This is a genomic window from Pseudomonas sp. R9.37 (assembly GCF_963878885.1).
In the GTDB taxonomy this organism is placed as follows: domain Bacteria; phylum Pseudomonadota; class Gammaproteobacteria; order Pseudomonadales; family Pseudomonadaceae; genus Aquipseudomonas.
Map to the genome: position 1 here is coordinate 114,168 of NZ_CAWNZA010000003.1, position 15,800 is coordinate 129,967.

Consider the following 15,800-nt stretch of genomic DNA (forward strand, 5'->3'; position numbering starts at 1 on the left):
CTACGCACTTATAGCTCATAGCGGAAGGCCGTTTAGTAAAATTATTTCTCAACCAAATCTTTGTACATTTCTCGTGACTCCAGGATCTGATCCCTGAGCTCTTCAGGATCAATCCTCATCCCGCCACCAGGAGTTGTCTGCAGCGTTTGCAGGCTGTTCACCGCTTTGATGAACTCTCGCTCTTCAGCCTGTACCCAGGCAGGGCGTTTATCTTTCCAAAAGAGCCATGACATAGCCGGCCTCATCTCCGATTGGTGCGAGATCAGTATGTGGGAGGTGCCGGCAATGTCCAAGCAGGGAAGTGATTTCGACCATCATGCAAGCAGAGCGCGCAGACCATGATGGTCGAAGAGCGTAAGGATGGAAGCCCGGAGGGCCGAGACCCGTCATCACGGGGCTCGGTTTACGACAGCCGTCCCCGGAGGGGTACGCCCGACTATTGGAAATGCAAAGATTACCGAACAGTTTGTTGATCAAATGACCGAGGCCCTACTCCCTGCGCGCAAAGATCGTATGTTCTGCGCAATGCCACCTCGTCACCAGACGACACCCGGACATGGGTAAAGATCGTCGACAGAAAGCGCTTCCTTTCGCCGTTGCCGAGCTCAGACCAGATCCTTGGCTGTCCTTGTGCATCAGGGATCGCCAGACGGTCGAGGAAATACTCTTCCAGACTGTGAAGCCGTTGCTGGCCATCAAACAAAATTTCACTGTTTTCGGCCAATGCCCTGCCACCGCTCTCTGATTCGTACCAGTCATTCGTGAGGTAGCTCCCCAGATCCCCGCCCGACCATACTGCAGAGATGAAGCGAGACTTCTGACCGAGGTTCCACTCCAATCCACGCGCCCACGATGGAACGGGCATGCCCATAACGAATCGCGCCGCCCACGGAAACTGCTCACGAACGGAGGAGGGGTCTACCAGATACTTTTCCCAATGGCCGACCAAGACCTCGAGGGGACAATGACTGACGGTCGTGGGCAGAAGACGCTGCGGCATATGGATGTGCCGGTCTGATGTTCCGCCGTCGGCGTAGCGTTTAAAAAAAGAAGTCATGGTTTTCCTGGGTGGTTCAGATAAGGCGAAGCGTTCGATTCAACACGGGCGCATCGCCAGGCGTCGACAGTCTCGATGATCAACACATCTCGTTCGATGGAAATGTCGATCTGGTCGCTGTCGACCAGCGCATGTGCGTAGCCCTCAATATAGGCTGCTGCTTTATCAAATGCAGAAAGGGTTTCTGAAGACTTGATGACGCTGATCAGACGTTGCCAGGCACCGTGCTGGCGGTTGCCCAGGATCGTCTTGGGAAACGGAATGGCGGCACTCAAACGCTGTGCGTAGTCATTGGTTGGTGGGATCAAAGCGATTTGCTCGAAGGGGTACATACCTATGACAAACGGTTGGTTTTGGAAAACCTTGAGCTGGTGCGGAAGATTTTGTCTGCAGTCCAGGTCGAAGGCTCATCGCACCAGCAAGCTGAGCGCGCTGGCGTAAGGATGAAAGTCCGGCAGAGTTAGGACAACGGCGAGCATCGACGGGCCAGGTTCAAGATAGTTGGCGTTACTAGCGCACGGGCTCGGGCACCATCCCGATTACACCGCGCTTAGTACCTACAATCCAAAATTCAGGTGCATCTGCTCTGGCAGGCCTTCCTGACTTGGGATCAAGTCTCTCCAGTGGGGCCTGGTAATACGAGGATCGGGTTTGGCAGCGCCGATCTCGAAGCTGAATGCTTGGTTATTCATGCTCGGGAAAAGCTGCTCCACCGCCGCGCGATAGGGCTTGGCAAGGTTGCTACTGATACCGAGAGCAACGTCACGCCCCCGGAGCATAGCGAACGCCTCAATTGCATTGGGGGTATGCCTCAATGGAGTTGAGCTCGGCCCGCAGAGCGCACTCCATCTCAACTCGCCGAGATTCTGAAAGCAGGATGCCGACGTGCTCGGCGAGCTCATGCAGCTCCAAGTTCAGCGTCATGATGGCGTGTGCATCACCAGGGTGAGGGCGCCGGCCTTGCTTGATGCCTTCCCGCAGCAATTGGCGGTATGGGTTCGTTCTTCGACCTATCCGCACAACCGTCCCGAACGCGTCAAAAATTGCCGTCTTGGTCACCGTCACTCCCACCCTGAACGTCTCGTCTCAATCGCTGAGTTTGGAGTCCAAGCCGCTACTCAGGTAATACTTCGTCATCGACTCCGTTGGCCAGTGGCCCATTTGTTTTGCCACGATTGGGAGCGGACTACTCACAGTGGCCATCTGCATAGCCGCGTTCAACTTTAAGGACATGCGAATCGTGAGTGGACTGACTTTGGCAGGATCAATCCCAGCTTTGTGTGCCCAAGCCTCGCATAGTTTATTAAGCGCCGAAGGCGACATAGGAATTTCTGGGCTCCTTTTGGATTGGAACAGAATGGCGTTTCCCGCCAGATTCGCGGTGATGATGAAGCGGCTGATGGGTGTCCAGTATTTGGGAGGCAATGTGACTCGCGCTTTTTTGGGGCCCCGAGAAACAAAGAGGGTGCGTTCATCATCTTCAGAAAAATCGCTGGGCCTCGCGCTCAAGTATTCCCCTTTTCGAAGGCCGGCCATCATGCAGCTCATCAGTGCCTGATCTCGCAGGCTCTCCGTGTTCTCAACGGCCCGACTGAGAGACTCAAGTTCTTCGTCTGATAACTGGGAGGAGAGCTTCCGTGCAGACTTCGCCATCTGAGTTCTCAAAGCTGACATGTTCGACTCAGTGGACTGTTCCCCATGACGTGGCGGTTGATGAACCTTTTTCGGCATCTTGAATGCTGAGAGAGCGTTAAGGTGCAGCGAGTCGATCATCTGCGCCAGTGCCGCCTGGTCTGAGGCAAACCACTCGCTGGGTGTCATCGCCGCTTTGATTGCGAGCATCAGTGCCTGCCTCACCGCAGACTGGCTTGAGAAGGCACCTGCTGGCATCTGCTCACTCGTGGAAACTGCCAGATCCTTGTAGTCCTTGTAACCAAGTCCCTGGGCAAGAAGCTCCAGGGCTGATGTGTGGGTGAGAGGGCTTGGGCCACACCACTGCTTCTGCAGATTCTTTGCGAGCTTCTTCAGGCTACTGTTGCGGATGAGATCTTTTGGATGTACTGGAACGCGCATTGGCAGTTCTCCAATATCGTCGAGGCGTCGGCTGCCCGCTGACTATTGTCGAAATGCGTGCGTGAAGAAGGGTTTCGAAACCTGTGGCACTAAAGCCTTCGCGAGCCGACCGCCCGATCCAGATACATCGGTCGGCAAAAGCTATCACGTCGATCTTTGAGCTGTCCAGTGAGAAGGATACGTAGGCACTCTGGCGTTCTTGACTGGAAAAGAGCACTCCCATGTGTATACTTCGAAAGGGTCACTATCGGCCTTTACGAGGTCACTACTCGAGGAAGTAGGTGTGAATGTGGGGGAGCTGGGGCTCTACACGTATGTTAGAAGGTGCTTACTACCGGGATTGGAAGAAGTTGGTCAGCGAGTGGAGACGTGGAATGGCCTACCTGGAACTCCACAGGCGTGCACGTAGAACCAGATGAGGGCAAATAGTACATGACGTGTACTTTATAACCTACTCAACCCACATGCCGAACTATGAATGCCTAATGCGTCGTTGTCAGCTTGCACGACAAGCATTCATGGCACATTGGTTGAGTAGGGTGTTCTAGCCTGTACTCTTAGGATTTGCAAGCTGACCGCAGGAGCCAGGTAATCCCGTCCTCGAGGACTCAATAAGGCTATCCGAACATCCGAGTATTTTCAACTCACATGCCCAAATCTTGCTCAAGTTTCCAACCTCTCAAGCGACGCGATGAAAAGCCCGAGTTAAATAGCGTCTCAAAAAGTGCCTCGTTAAAGTCATTCCACTCGCTGTCGAATGGTGGCAGCCTGTCCATCGGCCATTGATCTTTGATCACGTCTCGCAGCATCTCGCTAAGAGCGTACGCTGGGTCGCTAATAGAGCCTGCTGGAGGTACGAATTGAAGTGCCTCTTGTCCTGTAACGCTATACACGTTCCTGTCGAACAGCGCTGACACGGTGGGTTTAGCGAGGATCGTGGAGAAAACATCTCTAATGACTGCTTCTGATAGGTGAAGCGACGATAGCTCCCATACCTCTTGGATCAGTGGAAGCGTCCATCCGCAAGTTACACTCGATCTTACAACCGCCTCACTTACTGCCTTGGTGGTAATGAAAGGCTTCCTTTTACCGCCCATCACAAAGCTCCTTAAGATTCGTCGTCATATGCTTGGACTGCCGACACGAGGTTGGTATGCGAGCCAGGTCATCGCGATTAATGACCTTTACGGCATTGCCCAACGGAGAGTGGATACCTTCCAGCCCATCCTGACAGGTGATAGTGGATGTAAGTCGCTCTGCAGCTACCACGGTACTAAGGCCATTAGCAGACTCGATGAACTCATATCGAGCAGCCGATACACTATCCAGGCGCCTCCATGCATACCGCTGCCTGAGTATTCCAGCCTGTACGATCCCCAAGTGATGACCTACCTGCGGGTGCTTTTTATTCTGCTGAGCGAAGCGGAGGACGGCTGTCCTGGCTTCTTCAGGATCCATCGAAAGCCTACCTTGGTCAGTCAAATAGTAGTCTTCCAACTCGTTGGTAGCGTCGATGGATAAGCGCTCCTGCTTATTCTCCCAGTCACTCCGCTCATCTGGCCACAAGAACTTTAAGATCTTGTACCGAGTGCTCATTTCTCAGCCGCCTTTCTGTTTTTTTCCTTCTGCGTAGCGATATTCGTCACGTTGCTCAATATAGAAAGATCTTTCTCCAGCTCATCAATCTGAGAAATCAGCATCAATTCCCTGGCTAAGCTCTGGTGATAGAGGTCTTTAAACAGCTTTTCAGACGCTTTGTTGGGTTTCGCGCTATTTTCTTTTTTTTGTTTGTCTGCGGCAGCTTTGGTCTTCTCGCGAAGCTCATCAAAGCACTCCCGATCTTTTCTGATAGAGCCTTTCCCGCGCCCAGCTTCCAAGGCCACGTTGTTGATTGTGATCTTGCTGCCCGGCGGCAAGATGTTTGGCTTGTTATCAACCAGTCGTTGAAGTGCTGTTTCATATTGAAGAATGACATCGGAAGTCATGAGGTCGTGTGATCCTTAACCATCTGAGCACGCTGTACTGGATTTATTGGAGCGTGTACTTTGTAGGGGGTATGTTTACCGCCATAGGAACTCGTTTGCAGTGCTGCTTTAGCCACGCCATCGCAGCTGATTTCCACTCCTAATGAAGCAGGCTGGTTGTTAATCAGTCGTTGAAGAGCAGCTTCGTATTGTTGGATAACATCTGAGGTCATGCGATCACCTGTGAGATTTTGTCTTTGAAGAGTTGTAACATGCTGAGTTTGGTCTGCTCGGTGTTGTAGGCAAACGTTCCTTTCGGAATGGTTTCGATAATTTTGACTTGAATTAGGATTGATTGGTCTAGCTTTTTCTCTTTGATGCAGGCATTGGTGCAGTTGAGGCAGGCAACGTAGTTGTGATGAGCCCGCTCATGGCACTCTCCTACCTTTATGCAACCTCCCAGAATGGTTTCTTTGTAAGAAATCAATCCTTGCTTCATTTTTTTTAGCGTTTCAGAAAAATTAGTAGCGATATTTCCTAAGAATGAACTTTTAACGTTGCGCTCATAAAAAGTCCCCGCTGCGCCGTGAAGAGTTGTTTCCTCCATAATGATGTCTTTCAAGAAAAGACTAGCCTCCGCTGGTATCACTTGTTCTTGAAAGTATTTGGCAGTTTCAGGGTTAACGTCCTCGAAAAGGTATTTTGCTGTAGCAAAACCTTTCGTGTAATAAAGTGACATTTGAAGCAACGTGTGTTGCAGCATCCTTTTCAAAGATGGTAGTGATACCAGGCCACTTTGTGCGGCATACACGGCCATTGAGCGTCTAAATTGGTGAGTGGTTAATCGCCAATTTTCACCCGGTTGGAAAGCCGCCTGCGATTGCCATTCTCTCAGTGGGTCAAGCATCATAAGCTCACTGAAGTCTTCGGAGCTGATAAACGTCGGTGGGAACGTTTGCTCAAACTTGAGTGGCAATAAGCTGGCCTGAGTTAATTTTTTTGATTTACATGCACTATTGTGATAGTTGGATGTTGGCAAGTAGGATACAGATAGGAAAAGATAATCCTGAGTGTTGATGCTGTCTGGAATGAATTTTTTTATAAGCCGGGTGATGTTCATGGCCGTCTCATACGGGAAGAGGATATCCGCTGATGTCACCCATTTTGCCGGTCGAGGTGCTTTAGTTAGCTTGATGGTTAAGCCGTGAACTATATATGTGTCAGCGGAGATTTTTTCAATGCAAGATTCTTTCAGTAGGTATGCTTCCCGCTCGCGCATTGCTGTAAACACATGTATGAGCATCTTTGCAGCGTAATAGCACCGATTGATGTAGTTTGCGATATTAGACAACTGATTAAATTTATATTTCTCGCTGATTTCAGTCAGTCCACACTCATTCATGGCTAGGTTGAAAGTAACATTGGGGAGCGTTGGGTCGGTGGATATCTGCTTCATCCTACCGTAGAATGGGTTGGCTCCGACTCTTAGGTTGAGCGTTTCAATATTTCCTGCAATAGAGTTGTATTCAGTGAGAAGCTCTCTGTAATTTGACATTTTCTGGAAAAGAATACGACCAGGAATAACCGGATGTTGCTCTGATTCGTCATTTGACTCTCGAATAAGCTGGTCAGTTAGCTTAAGAATGAGAGGCGAGACTGGGTATATGGAATTCTCAACTACTTTGTTGAGCATTGTCTTAAAGATTCTCAGGTCATTAAGAGCGTTTATATCTTTAATGTAATCTTCAAGTTCAACTGGGTTTGCAAGGATCTGAGCTAAAGTTAAACTCTTTGTTGACGCCAGTGCATGCAGCTTCCGTAGAACTCCAAGCATAGACATAACTCCGTCGTGGCTAGGGTGAGAGCCTGTCCTCTTTGACGGGCGAAAAATCTGTGTGCATATAATCGTTTTTGCTTGCGTCAGGCTTGCGCGCTCGGTCTTATTGTTAGAACTGAACTTGGAAAAGCATATCCAAGATGTCTTGAGATGATGATTGTTGAGCTGAGGGGTGAACCATTTATCGTGAGCGAAGATAGAGCTGATATTTCCATGCTCGTCACGGCTGATCACGGTGTTTTCATTGATCTGAGTTACTTTCATGCCTAGGTAAGCGTCGTTGTCCTTACCAGGGTGCTTTCTTGCGTTTGTCAGATTCATTTCATAGCTCCAATTCTTACTAGGTTGTCTAGAAGCGCTGCCCAGTAGTCAGTCAAAATTTCGCTGGCAAAAACCTCAGTTTCAATAAGGTCTGCAGTGGCATTGAACTCGTTCGAGGTATTTCTCAATCGATCAATAATGTAGTTCACTTTTTGTAGAGTGGCTCCGTTCAGCTTTTCAAATTCTTCTGCAGAAATTGACTGGCTGCGTATCTCCATGAGGAAATAGCGTAAGCTGAGTAATTTTCGGACGTCGTTGGTCGTGGCATGTGCTACAAAGTGTTCACAGAACAGGCAAGTGATAAAATTGCTACAAGTAGGTTCTGCTACATTGTGGTTGATCTGTACCAATAAAATTGCTTTGCCTGGCTCAATACAATGCCCTGAAGGTATACTCGTTTGGTTCCTTCTCTGGATGTTTTTTTTGTGCGCCTCTGAAAGGAGATTGTAGTAAGCGCTGATTTCCTTGGTTGCTACATCGTCAGCGGCGGATGAATACGCCTTGGCGATTGTACCGATGCTGCTCTGCATTATTTGACTAGCTACCACAACACCAAACTCTTTCAGTAAGTAGTTGTATTTATAAAGTCGCAGTTGTCGGTAACTCAGGAATGGGAAGCCTTCATCTATATATCCACGTATCGCATCGCCTAGTTTTCTCAGAGCGGAAGACTGTAACGGCCTCCACCGTTTTTCTATCAGAACGGGGATGTGGATGAAAAGAGTGTTGATTGACCTTTCTCTCGTGAGAAAAGATCTTAGTTTAAGGTACTGTTCAAAATCTTTTACAAAGCGAGTTGCGATTGTAAAACACTGCGTTTTTCGACCGGCACGCCATTTTACAGTCCTGAATCCCTGGGTGCTAGGCACTACTTCGTATTCACCGGTTAGCCATTCCAGATCTCTGATCTGTTGCTCGTTCATACCAGTGTTAGCGGCAAACATCAGGACAAAGCTATCATGGGCCCATTTCCCTAATCGGTTCCGGTGAGTCGTCAGCACCTGGGGGTTCTTGTTCTCTTCCGCAATTGTGTCTATGGCGTTGAAGTAGCGCTTAATACGGAATTCATGCGTTTGAGGCTTCAACGTGCCTGACCTGTAGTGCCATAGACCCGTGCTCACCTCAGGTGGAGTTGCCCTATTGGTATGACATAGCCAGCGATGTGGGACTATCCAAAAATATTCACCCATCAAATTTACCTGGAATGGATATTTCCAGCCGTTCAGTAGCGCCTCTGTGAATCCATTGAAAATCTCAGTGCATAATCCCAGTCCGCGAGCCACATCTTGTTCCCGTGGTACAGAAGTTTGGTTGTAGCCATGTTTCACTGGTACTTTCGGCAGTGCAGGCTTGTAATTAATAGTGCACTCGGGAAAGAACCAGTAAAGCGTGCTGAATGCGACGCTTTGTTTTATGGCGGCGGTGTGGTAGACATACTTACCATCTGTGTATTTATCATAAGCAAGTTTGGAGTATGAAGTGTAGGTTTCGTAATACCTTTCGACACTGTCAAAAAGGTCGGAGTAACCATTTTTGTAACTCCAGCAGAGAAACTGATTAAGTTCGCGGGAATTCGATGTGAATGTCTGTTGGCTTATCATGCCAGTTTTTACGGCTGTGATGGCGTTTCTCGCCCAGCCGTCAAGTGCTTTGCACCTGCTCTCAATCAGATCAAACCTCTGGCATTGATAGAGGGCAGTGCCACCAATGCGATAACGTTTGCGAAAGCAGTGTGATCCAACGTGGAATACTGTTTCGTATTTAGTCGCAAACGCTACTTGATGTATGCCAATCTCATCAATTTTCGCGTTGATTTCTTGCATCGACAGCTTGTCAATCTCGATGATAGTAATTCCCGAGACTTGACGCAGAATGGATTTGATTTTAACTGTATACATAATTTTCGGATATTGATTGTAAATGCTGCTCGAACATGCTCTGCGCCTGGAATTTCAACTCGTTATCCTCGCGATAACTCAGATATCTATTCGTGGTAGAGATATCAGCATGACCCATACGCTGTTGGACTTTTCCCACCGCTCGGGTGTAGGCGAGAGAGTCTTGAGGTAAGCCTTTAAGCTTTTCTTCTAGAAGATTCATGCCGAAGCACGCCCTCAAGTTGTGGAAACGGAACTTGAAAGGGGATTCTAGTTTGTTCAGGGCAGGCTGAAGCGTCTCTGAAATAAACTTACGAACAGAGCTTCCTTCTTGGATCGCCTGGCCCTGCCCCCTTCTCATGTCGCTTTTGGATGTATGAAATGGGTTGCCATGCGATGTTAGGAATACATACTGCTCGCCATCGGTGGGCTGTCCCGCCTTTGCAACTCTACGTTTATAACGTTCGGAGTGTATATAATTATATATCAGGCGGTTTAGCCATGCTGGAATGTAGATTTTCATTTTTTTATTATTTTTGTTGTCTACGCCCGTATTGCGCCCAATTTTAATGGCTACTTCACTGCCTTGAACCGTGTTAGGAATCAATATGTCAGATGTTCGAAGGGTGTAAGTTGCCAGCGAGCGTGCGCCGCTAGTTAGTGCCACTAGAAAGCTGAGTATCATCTCTGTGTTTGTAGTTTTAAAAAGAATTTTTGCAAGCGTGCGTTGCTGTTCTTCAGTGTATGGATATAGTTTTCCACCATCTACGACGTACTCGCCTGTGTTGGTTTCTTGCGATTGTTTGATATGCAAATTCGTTGTAATAACTTCTTTGCCACTGCTGAAGCCTTTTGAGTTGCTAAAACGAACGTATCTTTTAATCTCAGTCCAGAGGTCTTGAGTTGGATGGTAGTCATATCGTTTTTTCATCCATCGATAAAAATTAATTACTGTGCTAATGCGTGAGTTGGCCGTAGATATCGCAAGCTGGTTTTCACTTATTCTTGCTTCTAGCTCGGCTCTGTAGTGGTAGGTAGGTCGAGAGCCTTGTCGAATTGGAGTCGAAAGATAGTCTATTTGGTCAACGGCCAAAGTATTGATGTAATCTACCAGCCCCTTTGCATATGATCTGAGCGTTTGGTCGGAAGGAGGGTTGTACTCAGACGCTCGTGAAAGTAGGTAGAGAGATCCGTGGTGCCATATAGAACCGTCTGGTTTCAATATGACTGGCACATTTCTTAAATCGTCTTTTCCTGACTCGGTTTTGAAAGGCTGAATAACATATTTGCCCTGGATAATGACCGTGCTCGTAGCACATTCATCATTCGCAGCGTTTTCAGTCTTGAACAGGAATATGCGTGGGAGCACCACGTATCGGTACTTTCTGTATGGAGTCTGACGCGGCTTTCGATTGACTACTGCAGGCATTTTCAGGGGGCTTGGTGATCTCGGATAGGAGATTTAAAGTTGTTGATTAGTCGCTGTCAAGCTTAATTCAAAGTATGCTTTAACTATACTTGTGGGCAGTTTGTTTTGAAGTGCTAATAATATTCTATTAATTGACAATATTCATTTTGGTTTGCCTTTCTGTTGTTTTTTTTTTGGGGTGGGTTATTCCCTAGGCCTTATGTATCGAGGTTTTGGGGGGTTATGGGGGAGGGCTCGGATTAAGGAAGATATATGGCGCTGATGTGTAAACAGCAGATATCGAATAATGTAGCTTTGTAGCGGATTTAGATCGTGATGTTCCTTAGGGCAAGGTAATTACTGATGGGCGGTCGCCGAATAGACTGTCAGCGCGAGTGGGCAGACACTCTCTGCTATGAGTTCATCGCTTAAGGCGATACGCGAGACACAATCCGGAGGTCGTCAAATCGCCTCGGGATACCCTCCGGCACCCAGTTTTTTGGAAATGCTCAACGGGGCCCAAGATACGGGCGCCTCGTTTCAGTAGGGTGGAACTGTCAACGATGAATCCCTGAGGGCGTCTGCGCCATCAGGCGAGAGGCGTTTGGGTACGCAGATTGGTATCGGCGTTCCCCGAAGTGTGGGTATCTGGCATTCGCAGCGATTTGCCTCAAATCGACTAAGACATGGTCATTTTGCTATTGCACCTTCCAGACCCACCGCCTCTCTTTCATCTAATAGGTGTGACTCACCTCGGTCTGCGTGAGCTGTGTTCTCAGCAGTTAATTAGCCAAGCGCATTACCTCCGATGACGTTCCTCATTTGCTCCGGAGGGGGGCTGTCATCGCATGAAGCACTTACCAGCCAGTTGACGTTTTTTTAGCTGATTAAAGGAAGTTGGTCGTCCGCCCGTAAACCATCCGTTGGGCTATTTGCGCTGCCTGTCATTGAGGAGAAGCAGGAAGGGGCACCTGGGGCGCATGTTCTAGAAAACGTTGAGACTAGGTTGTCCATTTTTTGCGGAATTCACAGGGATCAGTCAATCGTTGAAAACTCACGGGTGCTACTACACCTTCACCATGATGCAGGCCGTGCTGCACCAGCACCCGAATGTCGACGTGGAATACAACTTCATCGTCCGCGCCAAGGAAAAGCTCGGTCACCTGATTCCGCAATTGCGCGACGAGCTGGAGAAACTCGCCGGCCTGCAGATGCGCGAAGGCGAACTGCGTTTTCTGTTCAACCCACGCTTTCGCGAATACCTGACCCCCGATTACGAGCGCTTCCTGGGCCTGTTCCGCTTCAACCTGCGCTACATCCACGTCAGCGAGGTCGATGGCCAACTGAACATCCGCGTGGTCGGGCCGATGCTGCACTGCATCATGTTCGAACAGCCGGTGCTGGCGTTGGTCAGCGAATTGCGCAACCGCGACAAATACCCCGACGTGAGCCTGGAAGACGTCACGCGCAAGCTCTACCAGAAGTTCGACTGGCTGGAGAAAAACCTCAGCCGTGAGGAGCTGGCCGACCTGCGCGTCTCGGACTTTTCCACACGTCGGCGCCTGTCGTTCAAGGCCCAGCGCGAAGTGGTGGACATCATGCGCCGCGACTTCCCCGGGCAGTTCATTGGCACCAGCAACGCCCACCTGGCCTACGAATTCGACCTGCCGCTGATCGGCACCATGGCCCACCAATGGCTGATGGTGCACCAGCAACTGGGGCGCCTGCGCGAGAGCCAGAACGCCGCATTGGAAAACTGGGTGCGCGAATACCGCGGTCGCCTCGGCATCGCCTTGACCGACTGCATCAGCACCGATTTTTTCCTCAAGGATTTCGACCTGTACTTCGCCAAGCTCTACGACGGCCTGCGCCAGGACTCCGGTGATCCCATTGTCTGGGCCGACAAAGTCCTGGCGCGCTATAAGCAGCTGGGCATCGACCCGATGACCAAGGACCTGATGTTCTCCGACGGCCTGAATTTCGAAAAATGCCTGCCGATCCTGCGACACATCCGTGGCAAGGCCAGGTTCGGTTTCGGCATGGGCACCAGTTTGGCCTGCGATGTCGAGGGTGTGGAGCCGTTGAGCATCGTGATGAAACTGGTGCGTGTGCACGGTGAGCCGGTGGTGAAGTTTTCCGATGACCCGATCAAGAACGTCTGTGAAGACGCCTCGTTTTTGCAGTACGCGGCGAAGGTGTTTTCTGTGGGAGGGGGCTTGCTCCCGAAGGCGGTGGCTCAGCATTGAAGGTGTTGACTGACACGCCGTCTTCGCGGGCAAGCCCGCTCCCACAGGTCAATCCACGTCATATAGAGAGGTGTGATATGCAAACTCAGGCACGTATCGCCCAAGAACTGAACATCAACCGCGCGCTCGTCAAGGGCGGCGAGCCGCAGGAGATTCAACGGCGCATCGACTTCATCAAGACCACCTTGCGCCACTCCGGTTGCAAGGCGCTGGTGTTGGGCATCAGCGGCGGCGTCGATTCCCTGACGGCGGGCCGTCTGTGCCAGTTGGCCGTGGAGCAACTGCGTGCCGAAGACTACGTCGCGCGTTTTATCGCCATGCGCCTGCCGTACAAAACCCAGGCCGATGAAAGCGACGCCCAGGCCTCTTTGGATTTCATCAAGCCGGATCACATCGACACTTTGAATATCGCCGCCAGCGTTGACGGTCTGATGGCCAGCCTCACCGCGACCGAAGCCAGCGCCGCGCATGTGGATTTCATCAAAGGCAACGTCAAGGCGCGCACACGGATGATCGCGCAGTACGCCGTGGCCAACTTGCACAGCGGCCTGGTGGTCGGCACCGACCATGGCGCCGAAGCGGTGATGGGCTTCTTCACCAAATTCGGCGACGGCGCCTGCGACCTCGCACCACTGTCGGGCCTGACCAAGACCCAGGTGCGGCTGCTGGCCAATGCCCTCGGTGCGCCGGGCAACCTGGTGCACAAGTTACCGACCGCCGACCTCGAAGAATTGGCGCCAGGCAAGGCGGATGAGCAGGCTTACGGCTGCACTTATGAAGAAATCGACGCTTACCTGATGGGCGAGCCGGTGAGTGAGCGGGGGCGGGCGATTGTTGAAGGCGCCTACCGCAAGACCGCGCACAAACGTGCGCTGCCCGTGATCCCCGACTAAGTCGGGGATCACTCGTTATCTAGATTTTGATATTTTCGCGAATGTTCCAGCCGAACCGGACAGGTCCACCCTCTTTGCCGCCATCGTCTTTCTGCGGCTGGTAACTGACTTCAATCCTGGCAAAGTTAAGACTGATTTCCTCGGTCAGTACATCATTGGTTGCTGCGGCGCGCGTCTCATAGGAGGCCACCATGACTTCCTTCAAGGTGATCACCAGATACTCCACATTGCTAGCACCTCCCGCTTTGCGCACCACAATTCGAGCTTCCGGATAGTGCTTGCCGGTTGCGCAGGCCATCATCAGGTTGGGTGTGGATTTGTCCAAAGACTTTTCGACAGCAATATTGGCGATATTGACTTTGCCGGCTCCGCCGCCTGTGCCGCTGTGCATCGACCCTGACTGCGTCATGCTCCAACCCCAGCACGATATATCGATTTCATCACGATGTGCCTGGTCCTTGGACTCGCCCTTGATATCGCCAAGCTTCAAAAACATATCCATTGCCATGCTTGCCCCTTGTCTGATCGTTCGCCGGAAATGGCGCGGGCGTACTTTTCCGATTCCTACGATTGTCCACAAGGCTCCAAGGTGACAATAGGAAGCGGCCGTCTAGAAAAAGGAAACTTTCCGACATTCTTGCCGGATACCCTCTGCGCTCTTGTGAAATCAGGAGCAAAAACGGAATGGCTTCCAGCGTATTCAAGGACGGTTTCTCCAGCGCCCACCGCACCACCCGTGAACGGGTAGAAAGCAGCATGGATCTACGTCGGCTGTTCGCCGCCATTGATGCCGACCCGGCGATTGCCGGGGCAGGGGTGGTGTATCTCGATTCACAGTTATGGCCGGTGACGTTGCGCGAGTTTCAGCCGATTTGCAGCGTTTTGCCCAAACGCGTGATTTTGCGCGAGATGCCAGCGTCGATGGCACGATTGGATTTTGTGCGGCGGTTGGAGCATGAGCCGCGGGAGTCGCAGCTCGCATTTGAAGCGATTAATGCATCCTTGTCTTGCGGTGCTGCAGTGTTGGGCTGGCTTGTTGTACTGAGTGGCTCAGTGGCGATGCCATTCACAGGCGGTGTCAGCAGTTTTGTTGTCGCAGCGGGTGTGTCGGCCAGTCTTGCCAGTAGCGCGCAATGCGGTATTGGCGCGGTTCGGACTTTTAACGAACATTACAGGCCGGACGCCAACGACCGTATGGATGATTCCGACTGGTACAACGCTGTTTCTCCGCTGCTTGATGGAATTTCTCTGGTAGGGATTGGAACCGGTACGTTGACGACGGTACGACTGCTAAAAGCGAATAAGAAGACGCTGGGTAAAAGCTGGTATGAGGTACTACGAGGATTATCTCGCCAAGAGCGTAAAAAACTGACCAACGAGTTATTGACCCTGAGAGATCCTCGCCTTACTTCAAAGTTACTGAAACTGCAGCAAAGAGCGGGAGCATTACCTAAAAGCTACAGTGCCCACCAAATCCGTCATGCCACATTGACTCAGTTGAAGGACGTCTTGGGCAGTGCATTGGGGCTGATTGGGAGCTATCGAAACGGCCATGTTGGCAGCGCTACAACCATTGCTATTGGCTTGTACGAGGAAGTTGCAGAGTGAGTGAGTCAGTTGCCGGTTTTCTCATCCGTTACTTTCCAGTGTTCATTGGCACAATATTCATGGGCATCTTTGCAGGTGCCATGGTCACTGTCCTGGTGGACACATCCTATTTGCGTAGCCTCGAGCCATCCCTGCAAGCTGAAGTGTCTGGTTGGGGGCTTCTGTCGATGACCGCTGTTTTGGCGTTTGCCAACTTCATGATTGCGAGAGGTCGCAAATGGGCCGCTAGCCTGTTGATGAGCTATTTCGCTTTCTCCCTGATGCTGGTGCTACCAATGATTCAATACCGACCGCATACACTGGCGTTTTCTCTGGGGATTGCGTTTCCGCTCCTCGGGTTGCTTCTGCTCAATACGCACCGCCATCGAGAAATGCGGCAAAAGCTATTTGAAATCCACATTCAACGGAATGCGACGAGAGTGATCTACAAAAAATACTCAAATAAGCTCAAAGCCAAAGCGCGCAGAGCAAACTAACGTTAGCTCCCACGCAATGCGTGGGAGCGATCCGTTATTT

15 protein-coding genes are annotated in these 15,800 nt (G+C 50.7%); 4 read left to right on the forward strand and 11 right to left on the reverse strand.

Going from position 1 to position 15,800, the window contains the following annotated elements; all coding sequences use genetic code 11:
* Positions 1-41: 41 nt before the first annotated feature.
* The 10 genes from AACU78_RS02645 to AACU78_RS02690 all read right to left on the reverse strand — a co-directional run bounded on the left by AACU78_RS02645 (position 42) and on the right by AACU78_RS02690 (position 10,558).
* Positions 42-233, reverse strand: coding sequence for a hypothetical protein (locus AACU78_RS02645; RefSeq protein WP_106579682.1), 192 nt, complete (start codon positions 231-233; stop codon positions 42-44).
* Positions 234-454: 221 nt separating this feature from the next.
* Positions 455-1,057, reverse strand: a complete 603-nt coding sequence (locus tag AACU78_RS02650) for a hypothetical protein (RefSeq protein WP_106579683.1) — start codon at positions 1,055-1,057, stop codon at positions 455-457.
* Positions 1,054-1,389 (reverse strand): hypothetical protein, encoded by a 336-nt coding sequence (locus tag AACU78_RS02655; RefSeq protein ID WP_256587031.1) that lies wholly within the window; start codon positions 1,387-1,389, stop codon positions 1,054-1,056. Before AACU78_RS02655 ends, AACU78_RS02650 begins: the two co-directional genes overlap by 4 nt.
* Before the next feature lie 754 nt (positions 1,390-2,143).
* Positions 2,144-3,130: a tyrosine-type recombinase/integrase gene (locus AACU78_RS02660; RefSeq protein WP_106579686.1), complete on the reverse strand. Its 987-nt coding sequence runs from the start codon at positions 3,128-3,130 to the stop codon at positions 2,144-2,146.
* Positions 3,131-3,774: 644 nt separating this feature from the next.
* A complete protein-coding gene (locus AACU78_RS02665) occupies positions 3,775-4,227 on the reverse strand; it encodes a hypothetical protein (protein ID WP_106579687.1) in 453 nt (150 codons plus the stop codon).
* A 495-nt stretch (positions 4,228-4,722) separates the two neighbouring features.
* Positions 4,723-5,115, reverse strand: coding sequence for a hypothetical protein (locus AACU78_RS02670; protein WP_106579689.1), 393 nt, complete (start codon positions 5,113-5,115; stop codon positions 4,723-4,725).
* A complete protein-coding gene (locus AACU78_RS02675; protein WP_146151458.1) occupies positions 5,112-5,327 on the reverse strand; it encodes a hypothetical protein in 216 nt (71 codons plus the stop codon). Before AACU78_RS02675 ends, AACU78_RS02670 begins: the two co-directional genes overlap by 4 nt.
* On the reverse strand, positions 5,324-7,252 hold the full coding sequence (locus tag AACU78_RS02680) for an integrase (RefSeq protein ID WP_106579690.1): 1,929 nt from the start codon (positions 7,250-7,252) through the stop codon (positions 5,324-5,326). The genes AACU78_RS02675 and AACU78_RS02680 overlap by 4 nt, the downstream gene beginning before the upstream one ends.
* Complete coding sequence (locus AACU78_RS02685) at positions 7,249-9,150, reverse strand: integrase (RefSeq protein ID WP_106579691.1); 1,902 nt, start codon at positions 9,148-9,150, stop codon at positions 7,249-7,251. The genes AACU78_RS02680 and AACU78_RS02685 overlap by 4 nt, the downstream gene beginning before the upstream one ends.
* The gene (locus AACU78_RS02690) at positions 9,137-10,558 is read right to left on the reverse strand and encodes a site-specific integrase (RefSeq protein ID WP_106579692.1); all 1,422 of its coding nucleotides are present in this window, start codon (positions 10,556-10,558) and stop codon (positions 9,137-9,139) included. The genes AACU78_RS02685 and AACU78_RS02690 overlap by 14 nt, the downstream gene beginning before the upstream one ends.
* Positions 10,559-11,583: 1,025 nt before the next feature.
* On the opposite strand from AACU78_RS02690, the gene pncB reads away from it, so the two are divergent.
* A complete protein-coding gene (gene pncB / locus AACU78_RS02695; protein ID WP_256587032.1) occupies positions 11,584-12,783 on the forward strand; it encodes a nicotinate phosphoribosyltransferase in 1,200 nt (399 codons plus the stop codon).
* Between the two features lie 77 nt (positions 12,784-12,860).
* Positions 12,861-13,676, forward strand: coding sequence for an ammonia-dependent NAD(+) synthetase (nadE, locus tag AACU78_RS02700; RefSeq protein WP_106579693.1), 816 nt, complete (start codon positions 12,861-12,863; stop codon positions 13,674-13,676).
* Between the two features lie 19 nt (positions 13,677-13,695).
* Here nadE and AACU78_RS02705 read toward each other — a convergent pair whose 3' ends face one another.
* A complete protein-coding gene (locus AACU78_RS02705) occupies positions 13,696-14,184 on the reverse strand; it encodes an Hcp family type VI secretion system effector (protein WP_106579694.1) in 489 nt (162 codons plus the stop codon).
* Positions 14,185-14,360: 176 nt separating this feature from the next.
* Here AACU78_RS02705 and AACU78_RS02710 point away from each other — a divergent pair, with 176 nt between their 5' ends.
* Positions 14,361-15,284, forward strand: a complete 924-nt coding sequence (locus tag AACU78_RS02710; protein ID WP_106579695.1) for an NAD synthetase — start codon at positions 14,361-14,363, stop codon at positions 15,282-15,284.
* Positions 15,281-15,760, forward strand: a complete 480-nt coding sequence (locus AACU78_RS02715) for a hypothetical protein (protein ID WP_256587033.1) — start codon at positions 15,281-15,283, stop codon at positions 15,758-15,760. Before AACU78_RS02710 ends, AACU78_RS02715 begins: the two co-directional genes overlap by 4 nt.
* The last annotated feature ends 40 nt before the right edge of the window (positions 15,761-15,800 follow it).

Bases quoted from the DNA above. Each gene is read 5' to 3' on its own strand.
- AACU78_RS02645 (WP_106579682.1), bottom strand. From the start codon at position 233: ATGTCATGGCTCTTTTGGAAAGATAAACGCCCTGCCTGGGTACAGGCT.
- AACU78_RS02650 (WP_106579683.1), bottom strand. From the start codon at position 1,057: ATGACTTCTTTTTTTAAACGCTACGCCGACGGCGGAACATCAGACCGG.
- AACU78_RS02655 (WP_256587031.1), bottom strand. From the start codon at position 1,389: ATGTACCCCTTCGAGCAAATCGCTTTGATCCCACCAACCAATGACTAC.
- AACU78_RS02660 (WP_106579686.1), bottom strand. From the start codon at position 3,130: ATGCGCGTTCCAGTACATCCAAAAGATCTCATCCGCAACAGTAGCCTG.
- AACU78_RS02665 (WP_106579687.1), bottom strand. From the start codon at position 4,227: ATGGGCGGTAAAAGGAAGCCTTTCATTACCACCAAGGCAGTAAGTGAG.
- AACU78_RS02670 (WP_106579689.1), bottom strand. From the start codon at position 5,115: ATGACTTCCGATGTCATTCTTCAATATGAAACAGCACTTCAACGACTG.
- AACU78_RS02675 (WP_146151458.1), bottom strand. From the start codon at position 5,327: ATGACCTCAGATGTTATCCAACAATACGAAGCTGCTCTTCAACGACTG.
- AACU78_RS02680 (WP_106579690.1), bottom strand. From the start codon at position 7,252: ATGAATCTGACAAACGCAAGAAAGCACCCTGGTAAGGACAACGACGCT.
- AACU78_RS02685 (WP_106579691.1), bottom strand. From the start codon at position 9,150: ATGTATACAGTTAAAATCAAATCCATTCTGCGTCAAGTCTCGGGAATT.
- AACU78_RS02690 (WP_106579692.1), bottom strand. From the start codon at position 10,558: ATGCCTGCAGTAGTCAATCGAAAGCCGCGTCAGACTCCATACAGAAAG.
- nadE (WP_106579693.1), top strand. From the start codon at position 12,861: ATGCAAACTCAGGCACGTATCGCCCAAGAACTGAACATCAACCGCGCG.
- AACU78_RS02705 (WP_106579694.1), bottom strand. From the start codon at position 14,184: ATGGCAATGGATATGTTTTTGAAGCTTGGCGATATCAAGGGCGAGTCC.
- AACU78_RS02710 (WP_106579695.1), top strand. From the start codon at position 14,361: ATGGCTTCCAGCGTATTCAAGGACGGTTTCTCCAGCGCCCACCGCACC.